The sequence below is a fragment of the Crocosphaera sp. genome (genome assembly GCF_030064895.1).
Taxonomy (GTDB): Bacteria; Cyanobacteriota; Cyanobacteriia; order Cyanobacteriales; family Microcystaceae; genus Crocosphaera.
Genome location: NZ_JASJEB010000086.1, coordinates 1 through 18,136 on the forward strand (window position 1 = coordinate 1; position 18,136 = coordinate 18,136).

Annotated in this window: 19 protein-coding genes; 7 read left to right on the top strand and 12 right to left on the bottom strand. The window is 36.7% G+C overall.

Going from position 1 to position 18,136, the window contains the following annotated elements; all coding sequences use genetic code 11:
* Positions 1-181: 181 nt before the first annotated feature.
* On the top strand, positions 182-2,104 hold the full coding sequence (locus QNJ66_RS17565) for a lipoxygenase family protein (protein WP_300509203.1): 1,923 nt from the start codon (positions 182-184) through the stop codon (positions 2,102-2,104).
* A gap of 250 nt (positions 2,105-2,354) precedes the next feature.
* Here the strand turns inward: QNJ66_RS17565 and QNJ66_RS17570 are convergent, their stop codons facing one another.
* On the bottom strand, positions 2,355-4,922 hold the full coding sequence (locus QNJ66_RS17570; RefSeq protein WP_300509205.1) for a M1 family metallopeptidase: 2,568 nt from the start codon (positions 4,920-4,922) through the stop codon (positions 2,355-2,357).
* 127 nt (positions 4,923-5,049) lie between these two features.
* On the opposite strand from QNJ66_RS17570, the gene QNJ66_RS17575 reads away from it, so the two are divergent.
* Positions 5,050-5,631 (top strand): Uma2 family endonuclease, encoded by a 582-nt coding sequence (locus tag QNJ66_RS17575; RefSeq protein ID WP_300509207.1) that lies wholly within the window; start codon positions 5,050-5,052, stop codon positions 5,629-5,631.
* A gap of 285 nt (positions 5,632-5,916) precedes the next feature.
* On the opposite strand, the gene QNJ66_RS17580 is transcribed toward QNJ66_RS17575, so the two are convergent.
* A complete protein-coding gene (locus tag QNJ66_RS17580) occupies positions 5,917-6,123 on the bottom strand; it encodes a CopG family antitoxin (RefSeq protein ID WP_300509208.1) in 207 nt (68 codons plus the stop codon).
* Between the two features lie 4 nt (positions 6,124-6,127).
* A complete protein-coding gene (locus QNJ66_RS17585; protein WP_300509210.1) occupies positions 6,128-6,412 on the bottom strand; it encodes a BrnT family toxin in 285 nt (94 codons plus the stop codon).
* Between the two features lie 136 nt (positions 6,413-6,548).
* On the opposite strand from QNJ66_RS17585, the gene QNJ66_RS17590 reads away from it, so the two are divergent.
* Positions 6,549-7,505 (top strand): alpha/beta fold hydrolase, encoded by a 957-nt coding sequence (locus tag QNJ66_RS17590; protein ID WP_300509212.1) that lies wholly within the window; start codon positions 6,549-6,551, stop codon positions 7,503-7,505.
* Between the two features lie 134 nt (positions 7,506-7,639).
* Positions 7,640-8,311, top strand: coding sequence for a class I SAM-dependent methyltransferase (locus tag QNJ66_RS17595; protein WP_300509214.1), 672 nt, complete (start codon positions 7,640-7,642; stop codon positions 8,309-8,311).
* A 4-nt stretch (positions 8,312-8,315) separates the two neighbouring features.
* Here the strand turns inward: QNJ66_RS17595 and QNJ66_RS17600 are convergent, their stop codons facing one another.
* From QNJ66_RS17600 to QNJ66_RS17640, 9 genes are all read right to left on the bottom strand, one after another.
* Entirely contained in the window at positions 8,316-8,585 is a 270-nt protein-coding gene (locus QNJ66_RS17600; protein WP_300509216.1) for a type II toxin-antitoxin system RelE/ParE family toxin, read from the bottom strand.
* On the bottom strand, positions 8,563-8,793 hold the full coding sequence (locus QNJ66_RS17605) for a hypothetical protein (RefSeq protein WP_300509218.1): 231 nt from the start codon (positions 8,791-8,793) through the stop codon (positions 8,563-8,565). The genes QNJ66_RS17600 and QNJ66_RS17605 overlap by 23 nt, the downstream gene beginning before the upstream one ends.
* A gap of 46 nt (positions 8,794-8,839) precedes the next feature.
* Positions 8,840-9,769, bottom strand: coding sequence for a 1-acyl-sn-glycerol-3-phosphate acyltransferase (locus QNJ66_RS17610; RefSeq protein WP_300509220.1), 930 nt, complete (start codon positions 9,767-9,769; stop codon positions 8,840-8,842).
* Positions 9,770-9,868: 99 nt separating this feature from the next.
* Positions 9,869-10,453, bottom strand: coding sequence for a type IV pilin-like G/H family protein (locus QNJ66_RS17615; protein ID WP_300509222.1), 585 nt, complete (start codon positions 10,451-10,453; stop codon positions 9,869-9,871).
* A 195-nt stretch (positions 10,454-10,648) separates the two neighbouring features.
* Positions 10,649-11,542 (bottom strand): alpha/beta fold hydrolase, encoded by an 894-nt coding sequence (locus QNJ66_RS17620; protein ID WP_300509224.1) that lies wholly within the window; start codon positions 11,540-11,542, stop codon positions 10,649-10,651.
* A 302-nt stretch (positions 11,543-11,844) separates the two neighbouring features.
* On the bottom strand, positions 11,845-12,750 hold the full coding sequence (locus QNJ66_RS17625) for a sulfotransferase (protein WP_300509226.1): 906 nt from the start codon (positions 12,748-12,750) through the stop codon (positions 11,845-11,847).
* A 132-nt stretch (positions 12,751-12,882) separates the two neighbouring features.
* The gene (gene rpmB, locus QNJ66_RS17630) at positions 12,883-13,119 is read right to left on the bottom strand and encodes a 50S ribosomal protein L28 (RefSeq protein ID WP_300509228.1); all 237 of its coding nucleotides are present in this window, start codon (positions 13,117-13,119) and stop codon (positions 12,883-12,885) included.
* A 601-nt stretch (positions 13,120-13,720) separates the two neighbouring features.
* Positions 13,721-14,356, bottom strand: coding sequence for a peroxiredoxin (locus QNJ66_RS17635; protein WP_300509230.1), 636 nt, complete (start codon positions 14,354-14,356; stop codon positions 13,721-13,723).
* 137 nt (positions 14,357-14,493) lie between these two features.
* Entirely contained in the window at positions 14,494-15,282 is a 789-nt protein-coding gene (locus QNJ66_RS17640) for a class I SAM-dependent methyltransferase (RefSeq protein ID WP_300509232.1), read from the bottom strand.
* A 118-nt stretch (positions 15,283-15,400) separates the two neighbouring features.
* Here QNJ66_RS17640 and QNJ66_RS17645 point away from each other — a divergent pair, with 118 nt between their 5' ends.
* The 3 genes from QNJ66_RS17645 to QNJ66_RS17655 all read left to right on the top strand — a co-directional run bounded on the left by QNJ66_RS17645 (position 15,401) and on the right by QNJ66_RS17655 (position 18,131).
* On the top strand, positions 15,401-16,432 hold the full coding sequence (locus QNJ66_RS17645; RefSeq protein WP_300509234.1) for an N-acetylmuramoyl-L-alanine amidase: 1,032 nt from the start codon (positions 15,401-15,403) through the stop codon (positions 16,430-16,432).
* Positions 16,433-16,464: 32 nt separating this feature from the next.
* Positions 16,465-17,025: a Uma2 family endonuclease gene (locus QNJ66_RS17650; protein ID WP_300509236.1), complete on the top strand. Its 561-nt coding sequence runs from the start codon at positions 16,465-16,467 to the stop codon at positions 17,023-17,025.
* Positions 17,026-17,138: 113 nt separating this feature from the next.
* Positions 17,139-18,131 (top strand): ImmA/IrrE family metallo-endopeptidase, encoded by a 993-nt coding sequence (locus QNJ66_RS17655; protein ID WP_300509238.1) that lies wholly within the window; start codon positions 17,139-17,141, stop codon positions 18,129-18,131.
* Positions 18,132-18,136 lie beyond the last annotated feature (5 nt).

Below are 18,136 nucleotides of genomic sequence, written 5' to 3' on the forward strand. Positions count from 1 at the left end.
AGTCCATCAAGCGCGATTGCATCAATGACTTTCTGGCGGAGATCATAACTGTAAGGTTTAGCCATAGAGGAGAAAAGTTTAAGGGTCTTTCTCTATTCTATGTCCTAATCGCCCTGGCGATTGCTATATTAGGTGTACCTCATGAGTCTGAGAAACGCTATAGTTAAAAATATAAAATATTATGAACCCATCTCTGCCTCAAAACGACTCCAACCCAGAACAAAGACTAGAATCTCTCGAAAAAGAACGAAAACTTTATAAATGGGATTATTATCCTAACCAAGATGGCATCGCAATGATCCAGAAGTTACCAATACCAGAGGAACTTCCCAAAGAACCGGAATGGTTTCTTGATGTCATTACAGCAATTCTCACTATCCTCTCCAACCGTGCGATCGAAGATTTTGCGGCCGGAGGGTTAGGATTTAATTTGCTGCTTTATGGTGTCATAACTCGCATTGTCATCTTGATCGATTTGATCAGTCGCCCCTTAGAAAAAAACAGTCAAAATCGCTTATTTTGGTGGTTAATTGAAAATTTAACCCGCTTAATTGGTCGCATATTAAAACGTCGTCAAGTTGCTGAAAATCAAAGGGAAACCAACACCAGAATCGACCTAACTCCCCCAGTTACCCCCAGAAATGCAGTGGACGAATTAGAATCTTATAACAATCTCTTTGAGATTATCCATCTTCCTTGTATTAGTTATCATTTCCAAGAAGATCGGGTTTTTGCTGCGCAACGAGTAGCAGGTCCAAACCCCTTGGTACTGGAACGGGTTAGACAAGAACTACCCGATAAGTTTCCCTTAACCAATGAAGATTATCGTTCCGTCATGGGGCCAGAAGATTCTCTGGAAAAGGCGATCGCAGAGAAACGCTTATATATTGCTGACTACGAGATCTTCGACACTATCACCGCCGGTAATTTTCCCCCAAATTATCGCAAGTATATCTATGCACCCATCGCTTTATTTGCGGTTGCTTCTGGGACTGATAACACCGGTTGTCTGGTTCCGGTGGCTATTCAATGCGGACAGAGACCAAGTATAGCTTATCCCATTTTTACCCGTCCCCCGGCAGGAACTCCCCGTGACCAACAATGGTATTGGTTAATGGCGAAAACCATCGTGCAGATTGCTGATGGTAACTATCATGAGTTGATTTCTCATTTAGGGCGAACCCATTTATGGATGGAACCCTTTGCCATCGCGACTCAACGACAACTGGCGGCCAATCATCCTTTGGGTATTTTACTGCGTCCCCATTTCGAGGGAACGTTGTTGATTAATTCGGCGGCCAGATTGAGTTTAATTAGCAATGAAGGAACGGTTGATAGGATTTTGGCTGGTAGTATTGAGGAGTCTGTTGGCCTCGCTGCTGAGGGGGTTAGGGGTTATCCTTTTGTGTTTAATGATTCGATGTTACCGACATTTTTAGCTTTACGGGGTGTGGATGATGCTGAGTCTTTTCCTGACTATCCTTATCGAGATGATGGCTTATTGATCTGGCATAGCATTCATCAATGGGTGGATGATTATTTGTCTCTTTACTATCATTCGGACCAAGATGTACAAGAAGATGCGGAACTTCAAGGGTGGATAAAAGCTTTAGTTGCTGTTGATGGGGGACGCATGATCGGTGTTGGCCAAGAAACGCCATCAGGTGGGGTTGATATTCATAGCAAAGCTTATTTGGTTGATGCAGTTACTCTGATTATTTTTACTTCTAGCGCGCAACACGCGGCGGTTAATTTTCCCCAAGCGAGTGATATGTCTTATGCACCAAATATGCCTCTAGCTGGCTATACAGATGCCCCTAACAGTCCCCAAGCCACGAAACAGGACTATTTTGATTTATTACCGCCTATTCCTCAAGCTGAGTTACAAATGAATACCGGTTATGCTTTGGGATCGGTTTATTATACACAACTGGGTGATTATGGCGAGGGTTATTTTCAAGATCCATTGGTGGAACAACCTTTGAAAGCTTTTCAAAATCGTCTTTTAGAGATTGAAACCACTATTAATGATAGAAATGAGGTGAGAAGAACGTTTTATAACTTTTTATCTCCCAGTCGTATTCCCCAAAGTATTAATATTTAAAACGTGAGTTCGGAGTTCGGAGTTCGGAGTAGGGATCAACGTTTGTTGACCCCTACTTTTTATTTTGACCAAACATTGAACATTTAACATTGAACATCCTTCATTTTGGTTTCAAGCCTCTCCCTTTAGGGAGAAAGAAGTTTGGGAGAGGTTTCAAGCCTACTTCCAAACGAATGATAAATGATAAATGTTAAATGATAAATGAAATGACAAGTTGTCTCTAAATTTCCTTATATAAAACTTAATTTAGTTAACTATTTTTCGCTTCTAAGTTAGACAAACGACTTTGTAGTTCTTGGTTTTCTTGTTTCAGTTTTTCAATTTCATCTCGTAAGGACTTAATTCCTTTATCTGAACCTAATTTTTTCTGAACTTTCTTGATAGCTTCTTCTGCCCTTCTTTTAACTCTTCCGTCGGGTGTTCTATCGGCTAAACCTTGCAAAATACTAACCGCTTTTGGTGTTTCCATTTGCCCTAATGCTGTACTTACGGCCACCTGAGTTAAGAAGAAAGTTTCTTGAGAAATGGCTTCTAAACTATCTAGAATTTCTTCTAATTTATCGGGGATTTGTCCTGTGGAAATAGTTCCTAATGCACGGATAGCTGCTAATCTTAATGCTTGAGGAATTCCTAATTTTGTATATTCTATAATTACATCCACAGCATCACCACTGGTTTTTAGTTTACTTAACCCTATAATTGCTCCTGATCTTACCACTTCATTCCAAGCTGAACGGGTTTCTAAAACATTTTTTAATAAGTCAATTACTTCTGGGGTTTTCTCTTTTAAACTACCGGATAAAATTGACCCTAAACTACTTGCGATCGCAGCTTCACAATAGTAGCTTTTTTCTTCGGTTTGTAAAGAGGTTTTTAGGGTTTGGTAGCAGTGGTCATTTTTGATTTTTCCTAAGCTTTGAATGACAGTACGACGTACTTTTTGATCTTCGTCGTCTAATCCTTTAACCAAGGCTTTTCCTGCTTGATCTAAGGCGATTTTTCCTAACTGTTTGGCTGCTTCTAATCTTACACCCCAAAAGGGATCTTTTGTCAAGGCTTCTTCTAAACTTTTAATAGCTTCTAAGTTGCCTTTTTTGCCAATAGCAATGGCTGCATAAGTGCGAGAAACGGGGTCAGGATCATATTTTAATTGGGTTTTTAATTCGGCAAGAGGATATTCTAATTTTACGGTTTTCAAGAAGTAGTTATTAACATCAAAACTTATATAGTCTGGTTTGGTTTCTAAGGGGAAGTAAAAGGTTTGTTGTTTCTCATGAAGACGCAAAGCAAAGATTTTCATCGGTGACTTTTCATAGCCAAAACCGATGGGAATTTTTAGATCAAAGATATCTTTAATATTACCATCTTCTTCTTTTGCTTGGGTTTGGGTAACGGTTAATTTTGCTAAATTATTATCATTATCCCAACTATAACTAATCTTATAATCTGGGTGTCCTCCTCGGAAGACATATTGATCGAATAGGAATAATAAGTTATAACCTGTTGCTGTTTCTATCGCCCTTAATAAGTCAACAGTTTCTACAGTTTTGTGAGCATTATCATTGACAAATTTATGAATGGCTTTATCAAATAATTCCTCACCTAAAATTCCTCGAATCATGTGATAAACACAAGCACCTTTTTCGTATAAATGGCGATCATATAATTCAATTGCTTCTCGGTAAACGTTGGTAACAATGGGGCGACGATAACGGGAAGAATCTTCTTCTAAATAACTTCTTGCTTCGTTCAATAAATAATAAGCAGCGTCATCTTTTCCATACTCGTTTTCTGTCCATAAAACCTCAGAATAAGAAGCCATTCCTTCCTTGATCCAAGCGTGTGACCAATGTTTAATAACCACTAAATCACCAAACCATTGATGGGCTAATTCATGGGCGACTAAACTTTCTGTAAAGGTTTTATCTTTAACTGCTTTTTCATCTAATAAACAGCGATCAGTTAGTAAGGTTGTTGATGTGTTTTCCATCCCTCCAAAAATGAAGTCACTGACACAAACTTGAGCATATTTTGGGTAGGGATAATCATAACCAAATTTTGATGAGAAATAATCAATCATTTGGGGTGTTTTACCCATACTTAATTTTGCTTGTTCTTCTTTTCCTTTTTCTACATAATAAGTTACAGGAATATCTTTCCATTGGTCTTTTATTTCACTAAATTCTCCTACAGCTAAAGTCATTAAATAAGTAGGATGAATCTGTTCTTGTAACCAATGATAGATAGTTTCTTCGCCAACGGTTTCTTGTTTAATTAATTTACCGTTAGAAATGGCCATGAAGTTATTAGGAACTTTAACTTTAATTTCTGAGGTTGCTAACTGTCCAGGATAATCAAAACAAGGGAACCAAAAACGCGAGTCTTCATCCTCTCCTTGAGTCCAAACTTGGGTTGGTTTATGGGGATAATGTTCGTCTGGTGCAATAAAATATAGTCCTCTTTGAGGATTTTCTACACCATAGTTTATACTTATTTTAATAGCATCTTCTTGGGTTGGTTGAAGAAGATTAATAGTTAATGTTTCCTTGTCATAATCAAAGGGTTGACTAACCTCATTGATGAAAACAGAATTGATGTTTAAGTCAACAGCATCGAGAATTAATTTCTTGATTCGGGGACGAACAGGAGTTAAAGTAATAGTGCAAGTTCCTGTGAAGCTTTGATGGGGAATATCTAAGCTTAAATCGAGGAAAATATGGTCAACTTGTCCGTAGCGATCAGGGTTATAATGGGGTTTAGCTCCAGGTAATTCAAATTTACGGTTATTGTCTTCGCTATCAAAATTTTTAAGAGTCATAAGATTTGTAATTATAAATCAGGAATTGAAGGATGCTGTAAATTTAGACATTATGAATATTATATAATAGTGAGTGGATAATATTCAATTCACTTTCCTTAAAAATAGTTTGAGAGGGATGTTTATCATGGAAACTATTAGTATTCCTAAAAATTTCAAAGTTACTCCAGAACAATTTTATGAACTTGCTTCTGTTGAACAACTGGCAAAAATGGAGTTAACAAAAGATGGAGAATTAATTATTATGAGTCCTACTGGTGGTGAAGCAGGAAGAAAAAATCGCCGTTTAATACAACAAATAGGAGTTTGGACAGATCAAAATGGTACGGGAGAAGCTTTTGATTCTTCTACTGTATTTATCTTACCTAATGGTGCTAGAAGAAGTCCTGATGTTAGTTGGATTAAATTAGAACGTTGGGACGCTTTAACTATTAAAGAAAAAGAGGGTTTTCCCCCTCTTGCACCTGATTTTGTTATTGAATTAGTTAGTCCTAGTGATATGAAAAATAAACGATATTCTGACTTACAATTAAAGATGGAAGAATATTTAGAAAATGGAGTTAAATTAGGTTGGTTAATCTCTCCATCAACAAAAATAGTAGAAATATATAGATTGAGTTATGAAGTAGAGATTTTAAATGAACCTAAAACTTTATCGGGAGAAGATATTTTGCCTGGTTTTATATTAGATTTAAGTGAGATTTGGTAAGACCATATCAATATTATTCTTAGGATAATTGTAGGGTGTATTACACTATGCTAATACACCAATAACCGTTAATTTTGGTGCTTTTGTGCATTGGAAAACTGAGTATAAGGACATTTATAATCAGGTGTAGGGGTCAAGGGCCGTTAACCCCTACTGATTCTTTTTTGGTTGCTTTGTTAGGATTAGGTGGATTAAGGTTTATCTCTCGCGGAAAAAAACAAAAATAAACTAATTTAGATTTTAGCTTGATTGGTAGAGGATATAGGTGTAAAGAAACCCTATATCCTACAAAAAAAGTTCACGTTTATTTATAACACAATCTTGAAGATATATATCGATTAATTCTTGATAAGAAATTCCTTTTTCTTGTGCTTTTTGATCAAAATATTCTATTATGTCATTACCTAGAGATAAGGTTACTTGTTGCTTCAGTTGTTTAGCATAGGGGTTGGGACGACGTTTCATGTTAGTAAGATCATATTCTGGTTTCATGATATTATCCTCCATATTCTTGACTTTCTTTTTTGGTTGCTTTTCGGGCTGATATAATTCTAATGATAGACTGTTCTTCTCGAAAACAATGCACAATTAGTAACATTCGCATTTTTGAGCTTCGACCAAGTAGTAAAAATCGCTCTTCCCCATTAGAATGATAATCATCCCAAAATTGAATAGCATTATCATCATAAAATACGGTTTTAGCTTCTTCAAAAGAAACACCATGCTTTTGTTGATTAATTTTGTCTTTTGCGTAATCCCAATCAAACCGTAATTTATTCATCTCTATATTATAATATAAAGAATTTTATTTTTGAATAAGCAGATAAATATTGTATTCATGTTTTTGCTCCTCTATTTCTTAAAATAGACTTTTATGCTAAGCTAACATGACGATTGACTGAATAAAAGCTAATTCTATGGAAAAATCAACCTACTTTACTTCAAAAAATACTAAAATCAGAGGAACATTAACCTTACCAGAAAACATCAATAAACCACCTGTTTGTTTATTTGTGGGTGGTTCTTTTCCTCAGACCCGTGACGGTAATTTAGATAATTCAAAAAAAGACTGGTTTCCTGTTACGTTACCTGACAGAAACTTGTTTAAAGATGAAGCAAAATTATTTCAAGAATTAGGTTACGCTACTTTTAGATACGATAAAAGAGGGTGCGGTACAAGCGAAGGTGATTGTGATCATGTTGATTTATTTACTTTAGTTGATGATGCAAGAGAAGCAATAAAATGGTTAAAAACTTTACCTGAAATTGATAATAATAGAATTGGTATTTTAGGACAAAGTGAAGGTGCAGTTATTGCTTTAATGTTGGCTGCTGAAAATTTAGATTTAGATTTTTATATTTGGCAAGGAGGAGTTTATAACAACCTAGAAACTATTTTAAAATGGCAACGGGATAATTTTTGGAAATTAGAACAAGATGCGATTGAAAATTTTAAAAATACTTTTCCTTTGATGTATTGGGTTTATGTAAAAACTGATGAATTATGTGACAAAATTAAACAAGGAAATACTAATGTAATATTAGGTGATGAAACTTGGTCTAAAAAATTGGATTTTCTTATCTGGAAACAACATTTTTATACTCCTCCGTTTGAGTTTATTTCTAAGGTAAAATGTCCTGTTTTATTATTACATGGAGAATTAGATCATAATACACCACATACAGAAGCATTATTAGCAGCAGAAGCATTAAAACAAGCAGGGAATACGCAAATAACAACCCATATTTTTCCAGGTTTAGATCATAGTTTTCGACGACTAGGAAACCCCGATGAAGACTTTGTAACAGCGATGAAACGTCCTCTTGATACTAAAGTTACTGAAGCGATAAAAGAATGGTTCGATAATGGATAATTTAGAATTTATGATTTATGATTTATGATAGTAATATAGTCGGTGGGCAAATTGAAAACTCTTTCAAATGATTTGATCACCTGTCTTTTTTTGCCCACCATAGGATGATTAATTACCCATTTTTGATAATTATTATGAGTAACGAAAATTTAAACCCCTTACGTAAAAAAATTGAAAATTTAGTTTCAAACTATCAACAAAAAAATGATTTTACTGGATGGTTTGAGGATATTTACACCGACGCATTAGGAAACCCCGATCAGGTTCCTTGGGCAAAAATGCAGCCCCATCCTTGTTTAGAAAACTGGATAAAAACAGTAAATCTAACCAAGAAAAAAGCCTTAGTTATTGGTTGCGGTTTAGGAGATGACAGCGAAATTTTAGCCCAAAATAATGCTAATGTTACCGCTTTTGATATTGCCCCCTCATCAATCGAATGGTGTAAAAAACGGTTTAATAATAGTTCCGTTAATTACCTAGTTGCTGACTTACTCAACTTAGATAATAGCTGGAAAAATAGTTTTGATCTCATCTTTGAATCAAGAACTATTCAAGCATTACCTATCACTATTAGAAAAGAGGTTATAGACGCGATCGCAACCTTGTTAAAAGCAAAAGGAACTCTCTTAATTGTGACTCGCCTTCGAGATACAGAAGGTAATATTGATGGTCCACCCTGGCCAGTTTCCGAAGAAGAATTATCACAATTATCTGAGTATGGTTATCAAGAAATTAACCGTATTCCTTATATTGATCCAAATAACCCATCAATTAAACAAGCATTAATAGAATACCAAAGAAAATGACTGATTACTTAACATAAATATTGCGTCTGTGACCAATTTTTACTATCAAAACTGTTAAGATATCATTGTCTATTAAACAGACAATACGATAATCATCAACACGATAACGCCATAAACCTTTGAGATCACCTGTTAAGGCTTTTCCAAACCTTCTAGGATCTTCTTCAGTAGCAATGCGAGTTCTTAGATAATTCGTAATTCTATCTTGAATGTTAGGGTTAAGTTTTCTTAGCTGCTTAACAGCTTCATCCTTAAAGGTGACTTTCCAAATCAATTCTAGCCTCCACCTCTTCAAGCGTCCACTGTCTACTAGAACTTTGCATTATTTTGGTGGCATCAGCAACATCTTCCATATCTTCTAGAATATCTTGTATGCCTCTCAATAATGCTTCATTCATTAAATCATCTTTGTCGCGTCCAGTTTCGTTAGCAAGAGAAACTAGCCTATCTTCGATTTCCTGGGGTAAATTTAAAGAGTACATCTGCTTTAACTCTTGTTTATGTTTACTATATAACTTCAACAATAATTTAACAGAAAAAATGATTCAAGAAACCTGAAAATAACTTGAGTTCATCCGGTTCTTGATAATGGGAAGGTAATAACTCAACTAAGGCATTTTCTAAGCTTTCTAAGACATTATCAATGTCTTGACGTTTGGGATGTTTAACTTGAGGAAATGACAACGGTTCCCCAAAACGAACAGTTAAGGTTTTGCGATAGTATAAATTTTTAGTCCCCACTAAACCAACAGGAACCACCGGAACCCCACTGCGTAACGCATAGATAGCGGTTCCTCGTTTCAGGGGAAGACTTAATTTTCCCTCTGTTGCCCCTAAACGGCCTTCTGGAAAGAGCATTAAACCCTGTTTTTGTGCTAAAATAACCTCAACAGCCTTGTTAATCTGACGTAGGGTTTTAATAGATTCTCCAGAAGGGACATTTTCTGCGATCGCTTGGGCTAAAGGCTTTAACTCCGGGTGTTCCCCTTCTGCCGCTTCAATGATAGCAGTTTCTTGACCCCAACGACGTTCTAAGGGAATAACCCCACCAGAAAGCCCCAAAATAAAGCGTTTCCACCATTTATTATAAAGGGTGCGCGCATCCCCCAAAATGTGAAAATAGGGAGAGGCCGAGGACTCAGATAATAACAAAAATGGGTCAATATGGTTAAGGTGGTTTGCAACCAAAATAACGGGACTACGGGGAATGAGTTCGGGATAGTCTACCTTGACCCGAAATAAACTATGAATCAGCGATCGCAAAATAAAATGACGGAAATTACCATCAATCGGCCTTTGAAACGTCCCTTCAGCTATAGTTTCTAGGTCATTTAAGCCCTGTTGAATAGCTTTTTTGATCTGAGGATTTTGGGCATCGGATAAGCCCTCTTTTGCCCGTTGAATGGTGTGTGGGGTGATGGTTAGTTTAGTGTGAGGAGATTCTAGGGAAACTGACATAATCGCAACTTGAACAATTTAATTCCATTATGTCTGGTGATTAAGTGATCAAAATCAAGGATTAGGCCAGTTTATCAAATGGTACAAAGTGCATATTGATCAGTTATTGCGAACTGGTACAGTAGAGTCCGCACAGCTTAAGGATAGGTCACTGGTTGAGCTTGAATCTTTGGGTCTAGCGACTCTAGGATCGGCTGGCCGTCTGCGTCCTGTTTCTTTGGTTTGACAGATAATTGTAACAATTTCCCCTTTCTGAGTCTCATTATCTTTTGCTTTTTCAGGAGACTTCATGAAAACACCCCCAACGTACCCTGTCAGTTTGTTAGCTATGGGATTGTCAGACGGTTGAACGTAAATGTAAGCCCCTTGAAAACTGGTGCGAACAGCGTAATTAAAGGTAGAAGGCAAAGTTAAGTTATGGTCCTCGGCTATCTTATCAATAACAACCTCAAATTCCCCATTTTCTTCGTGATAGGAGCGTTGTGCAGCAGTCATCTTGGTGATGATTTCCAGTGCCTTTGCTTGCGCTTGTTTAACCTGTTCCTTTTCGCTCAACACTGGTTGTTGCTCAACTTGTTCTTCTGCTTGGGTTTGAACAGGTATTGCGACTAAACTTGTTCCTAATAATAAACTGGCTACAGTTGCGGTTAACCATCTCTGTTTGTTTGTTAATGCTTGGACCATTGTTTGCTCTCCTTATTTAAAATTAATTGGCTAATGGCTTCGATTGAAACAGACAAAAGTAAAAAATACGATAAAACCCCCCTCTATTAATATCATTTTTATTGTTTTAGATAATAAAGGTGGATAAGGAAAAACCTATCCACCTTTAATGAGTTTTGACCCATATAGATATGAATTGTTCCACCTAAAGGAAAACTATAAGGGAAGAGAGTTTAGCCAATTTAAAATCAAATCATTGACTTGTTGGGGTTTTTCGTCGTGGGGACAATGGCCAGCCTTTTCGATGGGATGAAAAGTGGTATTTTGTCCATTTTTTGCCCGTTCCTGGTACATTTTTGACCCAGAAATAGGAGTCCAAGGATCATCGCTTCCCCATAAGACTAAAAGAGGTTGATTGATGTGGGGTAATAAACTGTTAGGATGGGGTCCGGGAGGGGCAGTTAATACCGAAGCAAACACTTTTTGGGCCCCAGGATCACAAGAGGGTTCATAGAGAATATCGACTAATTCATCGGTGACTGCATTGCGATCGCTATAAACTTGGTAAAGGGTGCGACGAATGCGGTGTTTTTGGCGAATACGGTTAAAAATGAAATTCCCTGTCAGAGATGAATTGACTAATTTTGTAAAGCTTCCCATAATAAATCTGAGGGGAAAATTCAACTCATCGGGACGATGATTTAAACCACCAGCACAATTAATTAAGACACCTCCTTGACTAATCTGGGGATAATCAGCCAAGATCATTAAGGTTAATAAACCACCGATAGAGTTGCCGACAAAAATTGTCGGTTCATTGATATGATCCTGCCAAAAATCTTTAATTAAATCTCGCCACAATTCTACGCTATAGTCTAATTGAGGTTTATCTGAACCACCAAAACCTAATAAGTCTAGGGCATAAACACGACAATTTTCTTGGGATAAATGGGGAATATTTTTGCGCCAATGGCCGATGGATGCACCAAAACCATGAATTAATAATAGGGGTTGTCCTTGTCCTTTGACAGTATACTTGATGCGATGACCTTGCCAATACCAATAATAGGTTTCTAGGGGTTTGGTTGATGGGTTTTCTGTGGTGACCATGAGTAGTTTATTAAAAAATTATGAAAAGTTATTTTTAAACCCCGTCGTTAACAACAGGGTCATATTACCCATAATATAACTCATTCTGCTGAAAATGATAAAAAGAACTAACAAAGTCAGAAGTTTCTCACTCCTAAGCTAACACCTATTTAAAATACCTATTGACAAATTAGTAAAACCCCCCAGGAGTATCCCAAAGTTGCTTTGTTATCCTTTATTGATAATAGTTTATCGGATGAATTTACCCCCCGTCTCCCCGTCTCCCCGTCTCCCCGTAAGTCACTGCGGAATGATTTAACTGTTTAGAGGTTTAACCAAGCTGATAAGTCTCTATCAATTAGGTCTTGAAGTTGCAGAATATCCTCACGATATAGACTTAAAAGTAGTTGTTTTTCTTCATCAAATGAATCCATTTCTTCTTTTGATTTGGAGTTCATTGATATCAAAAAAGAGCGAAATTTTTGTCTTTTTTCCTTGGATAAAAGGGGTTTTAGCAAAGTTGCTGATAAGGAACGAATAGGATTATCTTTGACTAATAGTTTATTAATACCTTCATTTTTTGGTATTTGTGCTGTTTGAGATTTCTGAGAGGTATCTGCTTCAAAATTAGGGTTAACCCCGATAGTTTTATAGATTTCTTGGATAAATTGTTTAGAATCTTTGCGAAGATCATCATACAGAAATATAGAGACCTGATTGTGACTAAATTCTTCTATATAATGCTTCACTTGCTTATAATAATAACCTTTCAAAATCACAAAAGATTTATCTGCTTTGTATTGTATCTGTTCCTTTAATATCGTATTAGATTTAGCTTCTCTTACGTGCATTAAATAGTCAGAAATTGCTCGATCCACCGGGTTTCTTAAGATAGAAATTAGTTTAGCATCAGGAACATAACGCTTAATTTGTCCTATGGATGTTTGATGATGAAAAAGATAATTAGGGGAAATTTCTCCAATAGCTATCTCATTCGTTACGCCTTCAAACAACTTACTATACTGTTCAAATGTTACAATGTTTTTGGGGTTAAATTGATGACCTTGGTTAGCGAGTTCTTGCCAATCTTTTTCCAAAAAATTGGTTTCTTTAACGGGACTTAAATAAACTTCAGGATGTTGGTTTAAATAGTTATAAACTGATGTTGTTCCTGCTTTTTGAACACCGAAAATTAAAAAGTTAGGCAGTTTAACTGTTGAATTATTCATTATTTTAATAACTTTATATAAAGCAAGATAACAATAATTTTGCAGTATACAATAAAAGCAATTGAATGGGGGAAATTATTAATAAAAACATCGATCCCCGATTCAATAACATGAAAAGAATAGACGTTAGAATTAGAGCTTATTCAAGTTAATACCAGCTTCTTTGGCCATAGCATTTAACCCTTTCTTTTCTAGGGTTTTAATGGCTTTGGTGGATAAACGTAACTTAACCCAACGGTTTCCTTCGGACCACCATACCCGTTTCCATTGTAAGTTAACTTCTTGTAATTTTTTGGTGCGACGGTGAGAGTGGGAGACAGCAAAAGCATTATTGGCTTTTTTGCCAGTGAGTTGACATCTACGGGACATTTCTAACCTCCTAGTTGATACAATCCGAGTCCGATCTTTAATCGTAGCAAACTCTGGAAGGGTTTTCTTTGACGCTCTCCGCCGTAAACGGACGGAGATTCTTGGTTCAGCGACACACCTTTAAGCTATCTATCCTTACGGCAATACTTAAACCAAATACCCGTAGAACCCTACCAAGTATTAAGCCTAACTTAGATAGCCCCAGAGGGCTTATGTTCCCAAGCGTACTAGGATACAAAACCTAGAGTTATCCTGCGCCCCAGGATACTTTACTGGAATTGGTTTACTTTTCTGGATTTCGCAACTTGTTAAAGCGCATACGTTTTTATAGAGGTTGTTCGCTCCTCTGTTATCAGTGTCGCTTCACGTCGTAATCAAGGGTAGTACCGACGAATCCTACCTGCACTGAGCTAACCTGTGAATTGTAGCACAAATTGGACTGTGCGCCCTAAAGCGATGCAGCGCGGTCTTGGTGGTTCCCATCAAGGAGCGACTGCATCAAGACGGGCGGGGAAGCTGCCCCCCTGATTTTTCTGTCAAATTAGATAAGATAGGGGTCAACAACCGTTGACCCCGACAAGGTAAGAAAAGACAAATACTTTTATTTATTTGGTTGAGGGGTCATGCGTAAATAGGGTTTAACTTCTGTAACTCCCTTGGAAAACTTCTGTTTTGCTTCTTCTGTGGAAATGGAGGGAACAACCACACAATCATCCCCATCTTTCCAGTTAGCAGGGGTCGCTACTTGATGGTAATCGGTTAGTTGTAAAGAATCAATCACCCGTAAAATTTCATCAAAATTACGTCCGGTACTAGCAGGATAGGTTAAACTGAGGCGTAATTTCTTGTTAGGGTCGATAATAAAGACAGAACGAATAGTTAGATTATTGAGGGAGTTGGGATGAATCATCCCGTATAAGTCCGCTACTTTGCGATCGGGATCGGCAATAATAGGATAGTTAACGGTGGTGTTTTGGGTCTCATTAATGTCGTTAATCCAACCTTTATGGGAGTCCACGCTATCCACACTCAAGGCTAGAACTTTAACGTTACGCTTGTCAAATTCAGGTTTAAGACTGGCTACTGTGCCTAATTCTGTGGTACAAACTGGTGTATAATCGGCAGGATGGGAGAAAAGAACAACCCAACTGTCTCCAGCCCAACTATGAAAAGAAATGCTTCCTTCGCTTGTATCTTGGGTAAAATCGGGTACGGTATCACCAAGTTGAAGAGCCATATTTAGTAACTTCCTATACAATTTCAACGGAATAATTCCATTACTACCACGAGAATTTAGGAAGATGCTGTAATTTTATATATTTATAATAATTGTCAATAGTCAGTGACCAGTTATCAGTGACCAGTTATCAGTTGTTATTGCAGACGACAAAGATAATAAAGCCACATATCACTGCAAGAGGTTCTATCATGGTTTGTGGTAAGTTCTGAGCCGTTTTTCCAAGAATAGACTTTAATCTCATTAAATATTGGTTCTAATTGTTTAATTTGTTCTGAGGCACGAATATAATAAGTTCTCAGACGAAAATTATGGGATTCATCCCGAAGAATTGCATAATTATTTTCTTTGATAGTTTGATAACTAATACCACCATTAAACCCACGTAAAAAAGCAAACATAACCAAATCAATGTATGTTTTAAAAGGATTCAAACTCAGATGAGATCGCCAATTAAATGATTTTTCTATAGCTTGAAGATTATGACTAGAAAAAAATAAATAACCACCCGATTTACCCACACGATTAATTTCTTGTAACACTTTTAATCTATCTTCATGGGAAATATAATCAATGCCGTTGAAACTAAATAAAATTAAATCAAAAGAATTATCGGCAAATTGACTTAAATTTCTAGCATCTCCTACCATTAATTTTATGGAAGGATAATAAGAACTAAATCTTTCTTTGCAAGCTTCAATCATCGCCACAGAATAATCCACCCCAACATAATCTTTAACCAGAGGAAAAAAATGTTTTGTTGTCCGCCCTCCTCCTACACCTAAATCAAGCATTTTCATGTTTGGTAATTGATTTATAAGCAACTTAATTAGAGTTTCTTCTGCTGGTTGTAATTGTTGTAAATATTGATAATAATCAACCACATCTGAAGTTGAATAAGTCTGAAGATTGTTATCTTTAATCATATTTGATCCCATTTTTTACATTTGACTGTTGACTGTTTCCTATGAACAAGAAGAAATTTCTAATTTTCACCTGCTAGAATCTTGAAAAGTGACAAACATAAACAAAGTGGAGTGAGGAATGAAACTACTAAAAAGTTTTTTATGGGGACTGCTTGTTTCTCAAACAGTAGGACTTGCGGTTGATGCCAATGATCTCGAATATTGGGACTTTGATGTTCGTCAAAACCGGGTAGAAATCGTCACAGAAGAAGGCGTTCGCCCCAAAGCTTCCATGATTGCTAACCCTACCCGTCTCATTATCGATTTACCTGGGGTTAACTTAGGAAAACCTAGCATTTCCCAAGATAAGATCAGTGGTTACGTCAAAGAGGTTCGACTTGGCCAGTTTAATCCTTATACCACTCGTATTGTAGTGGAATTAGGAGAACAATATTCTATGCGTCCTTGGGAAGTTAAGGTGCGAAGTTTAGCAAATAACCGTTGGTATGTGCAGTTATCGGACTTTCAACCCCATTCCGTCTATTCTTTGCCCCCAGAAGAAGCACCAGTTGCTATTATCGTTCCTTTACCTAAACCGAGTAGTCCTAGTCCTAGTCCTAGTCCTGGGGGTCGTGGCCGTTATACTGTGGTTATTGACCCCGGCCACGGAGGGCGAGATCCCGGGGCCATAGGATTAGGGGGATTACAGGAAAAACGAGTTGTTTTGTCGATTTCTGCTGAAGTTGCCAAAATTTTAAGACAACGGGGTTTTAACGTGGTTATGACCCGTTCTGGGGACTCTTTTATATCCTTGAGGGGACGGGTACAAAAAGCGGAAAATAGTAACGCCAATATCTTTGTTAGCATCCATGCTAATGCGGTGGGTGGCAATAAAACTCAGGTGAATGGTATGGAAACTTTTTATTTTTCTTCTGGTTATCGTTTAGCATTAAGTATTCATCGTAATATTGTGCGCGAGGTGACTATAGCTAGAAATAGGGGTGTTAAAAAAGCACGGTTTTATGTGTTAAGAAAAACCTCTATGCCGGCAGCTTTGGTGGAAGTTGGTTTTGTTACGGGAAGGGTTGATAATCGTAATTTAAACAGTGCTAGTTATCGTAAAAAAATGGCTGAGGCGATCGCTGATGGGATTACGGAATATTTAAGATAGAATATCAAAAACACACCATCTAAGAGATAGTAATGGTTAAAACAGGGTCTAAACCGTTGACATTAGCAGAATTTCTGGAACTACCAGAAACCAAACCTGCTAGTGAATATATCAACGGAAATATTATACAAAAACCAATGCCAAAAGGTCGTCATAGCCGCCTACAAGGAAAACTTTGTTCCACCATCAATCAGGTTGCAGAAGAGACTAAAATTGCTTATGCTTTTCCAGAATTAAGATGCAGTTTTGGTGGTCGTTCTATTATTCCTGACATCGCTATTTTTCAATGGGAACGCATACCATTCACCCCGGAAGGTGATGTACCAGATAACTTTGATTTAGCACCAGATTGGACAATTGAAATTCTTTCCCCAGACCAACGCCCCAATAAAGTCTTGGGTAATATTATCCATTGTTTAGAACATGGTTGTCATCTCGGTTGGTTTATTGACCCGGATGATCTGAGTATTTTGTTTTTGCAGCCACAGCAACAGCCGAGTCTTGCTCAGAAAAATGAACTCCTCCCAGTCTATCCTCAGTTAGATTTAGAACTTACGGTTTCGCAAGTTTTTGGCTGGTTGAAGATGAAATAAGCACTATCAGGAAAAAGTATTAAGTTTCATAACAAAGTGCTATCATTTCAGTTACATTATACTAATGTACTAACGTACAAAATATTGTATTTGTTCACCAGAAGGGTACAAAAATGACACAAACCCTTACTATGTCAGCCCTTTATAAAAAACTGGCTACATTAGGACTCAATAAAAAATATATCCAATCTGGCTTACCGAGTTGGTGGGATGATGAACTCAATGAGAAACCTTTTGCTGTGTTAGAGGGGGCAGGTTACATAGCCGATAATTTCAACATAGATTTAAAATCCTTATTAACCCTTGGAGAAGAGGTTAAATTTAATCCCTCACCTCAGACTAAATTTAAACAGCATAATAGTAAAAATAAAGAACATCCTCATGTTGCTCAATCATTGGCGAGTCGGGTAGCTGAATTAATTTCCTATGGGATTAATATTGAATATAAGAACTTACCGAATGATGCTCAAACTATCAGAGAAGAAATTTTAAGTAACCATAAGACAGTTAATTTAGAATCCCTTTTAGATTATTGTTGGAGTAAAGGCATAGCAGTGGGATATTTTAATCATTTTCCTAAGAAAACTAAGAAGTTTGCTGGATTAATTCAATGGCAAAAGACTTTTCCCGTGATTATTCTTAGTGCCAAACATACACACAGAACTAAATTTACTTTTGATTTAGCTCATGAATTAGGACATTTAGCATTAGGACATTTACAAGAAGGAATTTTAATTGATGAAAGTCTTGAATTTGATTCTAAGGACGATGAAGAAAAACAAGCCAATCAATTTGCTGTTAAATTATTGTTAAATAAGTATGATAACTATTTAGGAAATAACAAATTTAAAAATGCTGAAAACTTAGCTCGATACGTCAGAAACTTTGTCATTCCTAAACTTCCCAATATTGAACCAGATGCAGTCATTCTTAACTATGGATGGCATAATAAAAATTGTTTTCGTCAAGCTATGGCTGCTTTAAATATACTAGAAGTGTCAACGGATGGACAAACAGTTATTAATGATTATTTAGCAGATAAGTTAGATTGGGATATGTTTAGCGATGAAACATACGAATATTTAGAGAAAGTTTTAGGAGTTTAAAATTG

What these genes read in the sequence shown, in the direction of transcription:
- QNJ66_RS17640 (WP_300509232.1), bottom strand. Translation starts at nt 15,282, where the DNA reads ATGATTAAAGATAACAATCTTCAGACTTATTCAACTTCAGATGTGGTT.
- QNJ66_RS17570 (WP_300509205.1), bottom strand. Translation starts at nt 4,922, where the DNA reads ATGACTCTTAAAAATTTTGATAGCGAAGACAATAACCGTAAATTTGAA.
- rpmB (WP_300509228.1), bottom strand. Translation starts at nt 13,119, where the DNA reads ATGTCCCGTAGATGTCAACTCACTGGCAAAAAAGCCAATAATGCTTTT.
- QNJ66_RS17590 (WP_300509212.1), top strand. Translation starts at nt 6,549, where the DNA reads ATGGAAAAATCAACCTACTTTACTTCAAAAAATACTAAAATCAGAGGA.
- QNJ66_RS17575 (WP_300509207.1), top strand. Translation starts at nt 5,050, where the DNA reads ATGGAAACTATTAGTATTCCTAAAAATTTCAAAGTTACTCCAGAACAA.
- QNJ66_RS17605 (WP_300509218.1), bottom strand. Translation starts at nt 8,793, where the DNA reads ATGTACTCTTTAAATTTACCCCAGGAAATCGAAGATAGGCTAGTTTCT.
- QNJ66_RS17645 (WP_300509234.1), top strand. Translation starts at nt 15,401, where the DNA reads ATGAAACTACTAAAAAGTTTTTTATGGGGACTGCTTGTTTCTCAAACA.
- QNJ66_RS17650 (WP_300509236.1), top strand. Translation starts at nt 16,465, where the DNA reads ATGGTTAAAACAGGGTCTAAACCGTTGACATTAGCAGAATTTCTGGAA.
- QNJ66_RS17595 (WP_300509214.1), top strand. Translation starts at nt 7,640, where the DNA reads ATGAGTAACGAAAATTTAAACCCCTTACGTAAAAAAATTGAAAATTTA.
- QNJ66_RS17580 (WP_300509208.1), bottom strand. Translation starts at nt 6,123, where the DNA reads ATGAAACCAGAATATGATCTTACTAACATGAAACGTCGTCCCAACCCC.
- QNJ66_RS17635 (WP_300509230.1), bottom strand. Translation starts at nt 14,356, where the DNA reads ATGGCTCTTCAACTTGGTGATACCGTACCCGATTTTACCCAAGATACA.
- QNJ66_RS17615 (WP_300509222.1), bottom strand. Translation starts at nt 10,453, where the DNA reads ATGGTCCAAGCATTAACAAACAAACAGAGATGGTTAACCGCAACTGTA.
- QNJ66_RS17610 (WP_300509220.1), bottom strand. Translation starts at nt 9,769, where the DNA reads ATGTCAGTTTCCCTAGAATCTCCTCACACTAAACTAACCATCACCCCA.
- QNJ66_RS17585 (WP_300509210.1), bottom strand. Translation starts at nt 6,412, where the DNA reads ATGAATAAATTACGGTTTGATTGGGATTACGCAAAAGACAAAATTAAT.
- QNJ66_RS17625 (WP_300509226.1), bottom strand. Translation starts at nt 12,750, where the DNA reads ATGAATAATTCAACAGTTAAACTGCCTAACTTTTTAATTTTCGGTGTT.
- QNJ66_RS17620 (WP_300509224.1), bottom strand. Translation starts at nt 11,542, where the DNA reads ATGGTCACCACAGAAAACCCATCAACCAAACCCCTAGAAACCTATTAT.
- QNJ66_RS17565 (WP_300509203.1), top strand. Translation starts at nt 182, where the DNA reads ATGAACCCATCTCTGCCTCAAAACGACTCCAACCCAGAACAAAGACTA.
- QNJ66_RS17655 (WP_300509238.1), top strand. Translation starts at nt 17,139, where the DNA reads ATGACACAAACCCTTACTATGTCAGCCCTTTATAAAAAACTGGCTACA.